Below are 9,520 nucleotides of genomic sequence, written 5' to 3'. Positions count from 1 at the left end.
AAGACCTGTGCATGCGGAGTGTCAGGCAAAACCGAGTCGCCTGATTTTGCTACCGCTGCGCGGTAGATCGCGGGACAAGCCACGCTCCTACAGAGACCGAGTCAATCTGACAGTTCTGCTTTTGCTCCTGCTCCTGCTCCTGCTTCTGCTGTTGATTTTGCTCTTCTACATCAATGGCTCAAACACCACAGAACGCGACTTGGGTGCAGGCCAAACGCAGGCGACGCGCAGTGGGTCGAGCGGCATGGATGCCGCGAGAGCGCCGTCAGGGCATGGATGCCCGTTCGGCGCGGGCCCACGGAGCGTCGTCGGAGTGCGGGTACCCGAGGAACGAGGGCCCAACCAGGAGCAGGGCCTTTTTGGTTACTTTTTTGGCTCTTGAAAAAAGTGACCCGCTGTAAGAGCGGAACCCTAAGCCGCCGTTACCGCAGCAACGGATATACACACAATCCCAAACCCATAAAAAAAGGCCGTTCACGCTCACACGCAACGGCCTCTCTTCACTCAGCAATCAGCAGCGAGTCACGCCACAAACTGCTCCGCGTAATGACACGCCACCTGACGGTTATCCACCGTCCGCAGTTCAGGAATCTCCGCACTGCAACGCTCAGTCGCATACGGGCAACGCTTATGGAACGCACAACCCGAAGGCGGATTCAGCGGGTTAGGCAGCTCACCCACGATCTTGATCTTCGGCTTCGAAGGATCCGGATGAATCGTCGGCGTGGCCGACAGCAGCGCCTGCGTGTACGGGTGCAGAGGGCGGTTATAAATCTCCTCCTTCGGCCCCATCTCCGCCGGACGCCCCAAGTACATCACCAGCACGGTATCCGCGACATGACGCACCACCGCCAGGTTGTGCGAGATGAACACATAGCCGGTGTTGAACTCCTGCTGCAGGTCCATGAACAGGTTCAAGACTTGCGCCTGAATCGACACGTCCAGCGCCGAAGTCGGTTCGTCCGCCACCAGCACTTTGGGTTGCAGCATCATCGCGCGGGCCAGCGCGATACGCTGACGCTGACCACCGGAGAACATATGCGGATAGCGCTGATAATGCTCAGGACGCAGACCGACCTGCTTCATCATCGCCTGCACTTTCTCGCGACGTTCGGCCGCCGACAGGCTGGTGTTGATCAGCAGCGGTTCACCCAGTTGATCACCGATCTTCTGGCGAGGGTTCAGCGAGGCGTATGGGCTCTGGAACACCATCTGCACGTCTTTGCGCAGTTGCTTGCGTTGCGCCTTGGTCGCGCCAGCCACTTCCTGGCCGGCGATTTTCAGGGAACCTGAAGACGGCTCTTCGATCAAGGTCAGCGCGCGGGCGAGGGTAGACTTGCCGCAGCCGGACTCACCGACGACCGCCAGGGTCTTGCCGGCTTCCAGTTCGAACGACACACCGTTGAGTGCGCGTACGGTGGCGTGTGGTTTGAACAAACCACGGGATACATCGTAGTGACGGGTGAGGTCACGGGCGGTCAGTACGATTTCGCTCATTACGCCACCTCCTGATTCAGCGGATAGAAGCAACGCACGATGCTGTGGGCTTTAGGGTCCAGAGCTGGGCGCTGCTGGCGGCATTTTTCTTGAACGTACGGGCAGCGCGGCGACAGCAGGCAGCCGCTTGGTCGGTCGTAACGCCCGGGAACGATGCCCGGCAGGGTCGACAGACGCTCGGCGCCCATGCTGTGCTCGGGAATCGCCGCCAGCAGGGCTTCGCTGTACGGGTGCGCAGGCACGTCGAACAGGCCAGGGACCTGACCGACTTCCACCGCCTGACCGGCGTACATCACGCAGACGCGCTGAGCGGTTTCGGCCACGACGGCGAGGTCGTGGGTAATCAGCACCAGTGCCATGTCCTGCTCTTTCTGCAGAGCCAGCAGTAGGTCCATGATCTGCGCCTGAATGGTCACGTCGAGGGCGGTGGTCGGTTCGTCGGCGATCAGCAGTTTTGGCTCGCCGGCAATGGCCATGGCGATCGCGACACGCTGGCTCATACCGCCGGACAGTTGATGCGGGTATGCGTCCAGACGCTGCGCGGCGCCCGGGATTTCAACCTTCTGCAGCAGTTCCAGCGCGCGCTGGTGAGCGGCTTTGCCCGACAGGCCCAAGTGCTGCTTGAGGACTTCCTTGATCTGGAAGCCCACGGTGTAGCTCGGGTTCAACGCGGTCATCGGGTCCTGGAAGACCATCGACAAGTCCTTGCCGACGATCTGGCGACGCTGACGCGGGTTGAGCTTGAGCATGTCCTTGCCGTCGAAGATCAACGAGTCGGCGGTCACGATGCCGGGATGATCGATCAGGCCCATCAGCGCCATCATGGTCACGGATTTACCCGAGCCTGACTCACCGACGATGGCCAGGACTTCGCCTTTGTCCACGGCCAGGTCCAGGCCATCGACAACAGGCGTGGCGGTGGCATCGCCGAAGCGAACGTTGAGGTTCTTGATTTCTAAAAGTGGCATTCGGACGTCCTCAGGCGGCGTTCTTGAGTTTCGGGTCCAGCGCATCGCGCAGACCGTCGCCCATCAGGTTGATTGCCAGCACGCTGAGCAAAATGGTCAGACCGGGAAGGCTCACCACCCACCAGGCGCGTTCGATGTAGTCGCGGGCCGAAGCGAGCATGGTGCCCCACTCAGGCGTTGGCGGTTGCACACCCAGACCGAGGAAGCCCAACGCCGCAGCGTCGAGAATCGCCGAGGAAAAGCTCAAGGTCGCTTGAACGATCAGCGGTGCCATGCAGTTCGGCAACACGGTGATGAACATCAGGCGCGGCAGGGTGGCGCCGGCCAGACGGGCAGCGGTCACGTAGTCGCGGTTCAGTTCGCCCATGACCGCCGCACGGGTCAGGCGCACATACGACGGCAAGGACACGATCGCGATGGCGATCACGGTGTTGATCAGCCCAGGGCCGAGGATCGCGACGATGGCCACAGCCAGCAGCAGCGAAGGCAGGGCGAGCATGATGTCCATCAGGCGCATGATGGTCGGGCCGAGGATTTTCGGGAAGAAACCGGCCAGCAGGCCCATGAGGATTCCCGGAATCAACGACATCACCACCGACGACAGACCGATCAGCAGCGACAGGCGCGAACCCTGGATCAGGCGCGACAGCAGGTCGCGACCCAGTTCGTCGGTGCCCAGCAGGAACTGCCATTGGCCACCTTCCAGCCAGACCGGTGGGGTCAACAGGAAGTCACGGTACTGCTCGCTCGGGTCATGCGGCGCGACCCACGGGGCGAAGATGGCGCAGAAAACGATCAGCAACATGAAAGCCAGACCGGCCACTGCGCCTTTGTTCTTGGCGAAATGCTGCCAGAACTCTTTGTATACGGACGGGTAGAGCAGGCTTTGATCGACTGCTACTACAGGAGTAGGTGTGCTCATAAAAGTGATCTCAGCGCTGGTGACGAATGCGTGGGTTGGCAAAGCCGTAGAGGATGTCCACCACGAAGTTGACCAGAATCACCAGGCAGGCGATTAGCAGGATGCCGTTCTGCACGACAGGGTAGTCACGTGCGCCAATGGCCTCGATGAGCCATTTGCCGATACCCGGCCAGGAGAAGATCGTTTCGGTCAGGACCGCACCGGCGAGCAGTGTGCCCACTTGCAGGCCGAACACCGTCAGCACCGGGATCAGGGCGTTGCGCAGGCCGTGAACGAACACCACGCGAGCCGGCGAAAGGCCTTTGGCGCGAGCGGTACGCACATAGTCTTCACGCAGCACTTCGAGCATCGAAGAGCGGGTCATCCGGGCGATCACCGCCAGCGGGATGGTGCCCAGCACGATGGCCGGCAGAATCAGGTGACGCAGCGCGTCCATGAAGGAGCCTTCTTCATCGCTGAGCAAGGTGTCGATCAGCATGAAGCCGGTTTTGGGCGGAATGTCGTACAGCAGGTCGATACGACCCGATACCGGGGTCCAGCCCAGCGATACCGAGAAGAACATGATCAGGATCAGGCCCCACCAGAAGATCGGCATCGAGTATCCCGCGAGCGAAATACCCATCACGCCATGGTCGAACAGGGACCCTCGCCTGAGGGCTGCGATGACGCCGGCCAGAAGTCCGAGGATGCCCGCGAATATCAGCGCCGCAATCGACAGTTCCAGTGTTGCCGGGAACAGCGAGGTGAATTCGGTCCACACGCTCGTGCGCGTACGCAGCGATTCGCCGAGGTCGCCATGGGCGAGCTTGCCGACGTAATCGATGTATTGCGCATAAAGGGGTTTGTTCAGGCCAAGACGTTCCATGGCTTGGGCGTGCATTTCCGGATCGACCCGGCGTTCACCCATCATGACTTCGACCGGGTCGCCCGGAATCAGGCGAATCAAGGCGAAGGTCAGCAAGGTGATGCCGAAGAAGGTGGGTATTAGCAACCCCACTCGGCGAGCGATAAAACTAAACATCTTCTCGTGTACCTCATCTGCCGGTTAGGCGTGTACCGGCGGGGCCCATTGTTGCGGGCCCGCCGGATTCTTCTTCTACTTCACTTGGGTGGTAGCGAAGTTATTAGTGGTGAGCGGGCTAATGTGATAGCCCTCTACGTTCTTGCGCATTGCAGTGAACATCTTGGTGTGCGCCATGCTGATCCATGGCAGATCCTGATTGAAGATCGCCTGTGCCTGCTCGTAAAGCGCAGCGCGTTCGGCCGGGTCGGTCTTTTCCCGAGCCTCATCGATCAACGTCTGGAACTTCTGATTGCACCAGCGCGCGTAGTTTTCGCCGTTTTTGGCGGCCTCGCAACTGAGGTTCGGGGTCAGGAAGTTATCAGGGTCGCCATTGTCGCCTGCCCAGCCAGCGGACACCATGTCGTGTTCGCCGTTTTTCGCCCGTTTGAGCATTTCACCCCATTCCATGACGCGAATATCTAACTTAATGCCGACTTTCGCCAAATCGGCCTGCATCATTTGTGCCCCCAGCATCGGGTTCGGGTTGGTCGGGCCGCCGCCGTTACGGGTGAACAGGGTCAGCACGGTGCCCTCCGGAACGCCAGCCTCCTTGAGCAAGGCCCGTGCCTTGTCCAGGTCGTGTGGCGGATTCTTCAGCGTTTTGTTGTAGCCCAGCAGCGTGTCCGGGTACGGGTTGACCGCGACGGTGGCGTTGCCCTTGCCGAACAGCGCATTGACATAGGCTTCCTTGTCGAAGGCGAGTTCGATGGCCTTACGCACGCGCACATCGCTCATGTACTTGTGCGTGGTGTTCATCGCGATGTAGGCGGTCGTCATCGCGTTCAGCTCGTCGACTTTCAGATTCGGGTCTTTCTTGATGCTCGGGATATCGTCCGGCTTCGGATACAACGCGATCTGGCACTCGTTGGCCTTGAGTTTCTGCAGGCGCACGTTGTTATCGGTGGCGATGGCCAGGACCAGCGTGTCAGCCGGCGGCTTGCCACGGAAGTAATCCGGGTTGGCCTTGAAGCGCACCTGGGCGTCTTTTGCGTAGCGCTGGAAGATGAACGGGCCGGTGCCAATCGGGTGACTGTTCAGCTCATCGGTCTTGTTGGCCTTGAGCAACTGGTCGGCGTATTCGGCCGAGTAGATCGAGGCGAAGGCCATGGCAACGTCGGCCAGGAACGGTGCTTCACGGCGGGTCAGGGTGAATTTGACGGTGCTGTCGTCGACTTTCTCGACGCTTTTCAGCAGCTCTTTGAAGCCCATGCTTTCAAAGTACGGGTAACCGACGGTCGATTGCTTGTGCCATGGGTGGTTGGGGTCCAGCTGACGCTGGAAGCTCCAGACCACGTCGTCGGCATTCATGTCGCGTGTCGGTTTGAAGTAGTCGGTGGTGTGAAACTTGACGCCTTTACGCAGGTGGAACGTGTAATTGAGGCCGTCTTCACTGATGTCCCAGGACTCTGCCAGAGCCGGTTCGATGTCAGTGGTGCCAGGCTTGAAGTCCACCAGGCGGTTGAAAATGGTTTCCGCCGCCGCATCGGCGGTAACGGCGGTGGTGTACAGCGCCGTGTCGAACCCTTCCGGGCTGGCTTCGGTACAGACCACCAGAGGTTTGGCCGAAACGCCGACGGCGACGCTGAACAGCGCCAGTGCGACCGCGTTGCGCAATGTTGCGAGTTTGAATGTCGATTTCAAGTAAACGCCCTCCGCAAGTGATGAAGCCATTCATGAGTGGGTGTTTCGGGCCATTAAGTTCTGCGCGAACCCACGGCCCGGAACACTCACCGGTTTCTGTGATTACAGGATGTTGAACGGGATGGTGGTGACCAGACGGAACTCGTTGATGTTGCCGTCAGCCTGTTCTGCGCTCGCGCGGTGCGTGGTGTAGGTCGCACGTACGGTCGTGGCCTTCAACGGACCGGACTGCAGGGTGTACGAAGAGCCGATGCCGTATTCGTAATGGGTTTCGCCGTCCATTCTCGATACGTCGTAAGCGGTGCCTTTGTAGTGCGTGCCGTCGATGTCGAAGCCGCGTGCCTGATAGATGTTGAATTTCAGGCCGGGAACGCCGTAGTCCGCCATGTTCAGCAGGTAGCTCAGCTGTACCGACTTCTCGTTCGGTCCGTTGAAGTCAGACAGCAGGGAGTTGGCCAGGAAGATGGCGTTGCTGTCGTGAACGTAGTCGAAGTAAGTGTCACCCTCGACTTCCTGATACGCGATGCTGAAGCTGTGCGCCTTGTGGGTAGCGGTCAACGACAGGGAGTAGGTGTCGTTGTCGATCGGGCCCATCTTCTTCTGACCGGAGTCTTTGGTCTTGTAGTAGTTCAGGTTGGTGCTCAGACCCAACACGTCGGTGTCGCCCATTTCATGGGTGAACGCGAAATAGTACTGGTGCCAGAAGTCTTGGACGTTGGAGGCATACAAGCTGGTGGTCAGGCTCTTGAACGGCTTGTAGTCCACGCCTGCGATATCGACGTGATCCGCTTCGATGTTCGGGTTTGCAGTGTACTCAGAGCGGAACTTGGTCAGGCTCTGCTCGGAGCGCGGAGAAACGCGGTCGAAGCTGCCTGCCTGGAACGACAGGTTGTTGAACTCTTCGCTCAGGATGCTCACGCCCTCGAAGCTCGACGGCAGCGCACGGTTGCCGATGTAGGCCAGTACCGGCGTGTTCAGCGACTGACGGCCTGCGGTCAGTGTGGTGTTGGAGATGCGTGCCTTGATGTTGCCCAGGCCCAGCTTGCTCCACTGGCCGACCGCGTCACCGTTGTTTTTGGTGAGCGTACGGTTGGCGCCGCCCATCAGGTCGTCCTTGTCACGGTCCAGCGCGACGGCGTTATAAACCGCCATCTGCGTGGCGAAACCGACGGTGCCCTGGGTGAAACCCGAGCTGTAGTCAACGATGGTGCCTTGCACCCAGTTGATACGGCGCGGATCGCGATCGACCACGACACCGTTCTCGCTACGACTGAAGTTCCCCCCACGACGCAGCAGCTCGTTGGCGTACCAGTTCCGGGTCGAACCGGTGATCTTGGAGTCTTCGAGGAAGCCTTTGGCTTCGCTTTGGGCGTTGGTGGTGGCCAGGGTGGTCGGAACGAACTCCTGACTGGTTGGCTCTGCCTGGGCCGCGATGCTCAAGGAGAGCAGGGACAAGGCGAATACAGCGGTGCTGGCTTTTTTCACGTTTTGAAGCTCCCGTTTACTGCTTTTATAGAGGCCGGCTTTTATGGGTTAGCCGGCTTTGGTGGTGCGGCCTTGTGGGCCTTTTTTTGCTCGATTCCGCGGATTGCGGATAAAGCGTTGCCAAAGACGACATTGCGCCTCTGGCATGGGTTTACGATCAGTCGGCGATGCTCACGCCTGAGAAGTTGTTGCGATTGAACGGGCTGACCAGGAAGCCTTTTACGTTGGATCGCAGCGGCTGAATCACGGTCGAGTGGGCAATCGGGGTGATCGGCACCTGACTCTTGAGGTAGTGCTGGGCCTGCTTGTACAGGCTGATGCGCTGGTCTTTGTCGGCGGTGGAAACCGCGGATTTGATCAGGGCGTCGTATTTCTCGTCGCACCACATCGAGTAGTTGTTGCCGCCAATCGACGCGCAGCTGTACAGCGTGCCCATCCAGTTGTCCGGGTCACCGTTATCGCCGGTCCAGCCGATCAGTGAGATATCGTGCTCGCCGTTCTTGCTGCGCTTGAGGTATTCGCCCCATTCGTAGCTGACGATGGTGGCCTTGATGCCGACCTTGGCCCAGTCGGCCTGAAGCATTTGCGCCATCAGCTTGGCGTTGGGGTTGTAGGGGCGCTGGACGGGCATCGCCCAGAGTGTCAGTTCGGTGCCTTCCTTGATGCCCGCCGCACGCAGCAGCTCCCTGGCTTTCTCAGGGTTGTAGGGGGCGTCCTTGACGGTTTCGTCGTAAGACCACTGGGTCGGTGGCATGGCGTTCTGAGCCAGTTGGCCTGCGCCTTGGTACACCGCGTCGATGATGGCCTTCTTGTCGACGGCCATGTCCAGCGCCTGGCGCACTTGCAGGTTGTCCAGCGGCGCATGACGCACGTTGTAGGCGATGTAACCGAGGTTGAAACCGGGCTTCTCGATCACGCTCAAGTGTTTGTCGGCTTTGATCGACTCAACGTCGGCGGGACGAGGGTTGAGGGTGACTTGGCATTCATTCTTCTTGAGTTTCTGAATGCGTACGGACGCATCGGTATTGATGGCAAAAATCAGTTGATCAATTTTGATCCGGCTCGGGTCCCAGAAGTGTTTATTGGCGACATAGCGAATTTGCGAATCTTTCTGATAGCGCTGAAAGACAAAAGGTCCGGTACCAATCGGTAATTGGTTTATATCGCGGACATTGCCCGATGCCATGAGTTTCTCGGCATATTCAGCGGAAAGAATAGAGGCGAAGTTCATCGCGATATTCTGGATGAAGGCCGCATCCACTTTGTTCAGTGAAAACACGACGGTCATTGGCCCGGTTTTCTCAACCGACTTTATATTTTTGTCCAGACCCATGCTGGTGAAGTACGGGAACTCTGTCGGGTAGGCAACACGAAACGGATGATCCTGATGCAGCATGCGGTTGAACGTGAACAGCACATCGTCGGCGTTGAAGTCGCGCGTTGGCGTGAACGCCTTGTTGCTGTGGAACTTCACCCCTTCGCGCAGGTGAAACGTGTAGGTCAAACCATCGGCGGAGATATCCCAGCTTGTCGCCAAGGCAGGCACGACACTGGTCTGGCCGCGTTCGAACTCGGCCAGTCGGTTGTAGATCGGCTCGGCCGCATCGTTATCGGTGCCCGAAGTGTATTGACCGATGTCGAAGCCTGCGGGGCTGCCTTCCGAGCAGAACACCAGACTCTTGGTCGCGGCCTGCGTGGCTGCGGTAGTGGCTAATAGCCCAGCAGCTAACCCGGTCATTAACAATGACGAAACAACAGTATTCTTTCGCATGACAATCCTTATCGTCTGGAGTGTGAATTACCAGCAATAGCGGGGTGAAACTCCGAGGCAATCGTTTGCGCAAATGGAATTTCAACGGCTACGGGAACCCGACCGACCGATAAACCACAAATATCAGGTGCGGGTACTCGAGAAAGTATGTCCGTCGAGCCGCACAGTAAATA

At 59.0% G+C, this 9,520-nt stretch carries 7 protein-coding genes; all 7 read right to left on the bottom strand.

The genetic code is table 11. The features are described from left to right. Positions 1–522 precede the first annotated feature (522 nt). The 7 genes from BMY73_RS24090 to BMY73_RS24060 all read right to left on the bottom strand — a co-directional run bounded on the left by BMY73_RS24090 (position 523) and on the right by BMY73_RS24060 (position 9,347). A complete protein-coding gene (locus BMY73_RS24090; RefSeq protein ID WP_062388442.1) occupies positions 523–1,497 on the bottom strand; it encodes a peptide ABC transporter ATP-binding protein in 975 nt (324 codons plus the stop codon). After that, the gene (locus BMY73_RS24085; RefSeq protein WP_092410248.1) at positions 1,497–2,465 is read right to left on the bottom strand and encodes an ABC transporter ATP-binding protein; all 969 of its coding nucleotides are present in this window, start codon (positions 2,463–2,465) and stop codon (positions 1,497–1,499) included. Before BMY73_RS24085 ends, BMY73_RS24090 begins: the two co-directional genes overlap by 1 nt. A 10-nt stretch (positions 2,466–2,475) precedes the next feature. Beyond that, positions 2,476–3,387 carry an ABC transporter permease subunit gene (locus BMY73_RS24080; RefSeq protein WP_062388447.1) on the bottom strand — a complete coding sequence of 304 codons (912 nt, stop codon included), beginning with the start codon at positions 3,385–3,387 and terminating at the stop codon, positions 2,476–2,478. Between the two features lie 10 nt (positions 3,388–3,397). Next, complete coding sequence (locus tag BMY73_RS24075; protein ID WP_062388449.1) at positions 3,398–4,408, bottom strand: ABC transporter permease subunit; 1,011 nt, start codon at positions 4,406–4,408, stop codon at positions 3,398–3,400. Between the two features lie 75 nt (positions 4,409–4,483). Next, positions 4,484–6,091 (bottom strand): ABC transporter substrate-binding protein, encoded by a 1,608-nt coding sequence (locus BMY73_RS24070; RefSeq protein ID WP_256571366.1) that lies wholly within the window; start codon positions 6,089–6,091, stop codon positions 4,484–4,486. Between the two features lie 102 nt (positions 6,092–6,193). After that, positions 6,194–7,576, bottom strand: coding sequence for an OprD family porin (locus tag BMY73_RS24065; RefSeq protein WP_092410244.1), 1,383 nt, complete (start codon positions 7,574–7,576; stop codon positions 6,194–6,196). Positions 7,577–7,733: 157 nt separating this feature from the next. Continuing rightward, positions 7,734–9,347 (bottom strand): ABC transporter substrate-binding protein, encoded by a 1,614-nt coding sequence (locus tag BMY73_RS24060; RefSeq protein WP_092410242.1) that lies wholly within the window; start codon positions 9,345–9,347, stop codon positions 7,734–7,736. Between the last annotated feature and the right edge of the window lie 173 nt (positions 9,348–9,520).

The sequence above is a fragment of the Pseudomonas sp. NFACC02 genome, from assembly GCF_900110765.1.
Classification (GTDB): domain Bacteria; phylum Pseudomonadota; class Gammaproteobacteria; order Pseudomonadales; family Pseudomonadaceae; genus Aquipseudomonas.
This window is presented reverse-complemented; position numbering and strand designations above follow the sequence as displayed.

Bases quoted from the DNA above. Each gene is read 5' to 3' on its own strand.
- BMY73_RS24090 (WP_062388442.1), bottom strand. From the start codon at position 1,497: ATGAGCGAAATCGTACTGACCGCCCGTGACCTCACCCGTCACTACGAT.
- BMY73_RS24085 (WP_092410248.1), bottom strand. From the start codon at position 2,465: ATGCCACTTTTAGAAATCAAGAACCTCAACGTTCGCTTCGGCGATGCC.
- BMY73_RS24080 (WP_062388447.1), bottom strand. From the start codon at position 3,387: ATGAGCACACCTACTCCTGTAGTAGCAGTCGATCAAAGCCTGCTCTAC.
- BMY73_RS24075 (WP_062388449.1), bottom strand. From the start codon at position 4,408: ATGTTTAGTTTTATCGCTCGCCGAGTGGGGTTGCTAATACCCACCTTC.
- BMY73_RS24060 (WP_092410242.1), bottom strand. From the start codon at position 9,347: ATGCGAAAGAATACTGTTGTTTCGTCATTGTTAATGACCGGGTTAGCT.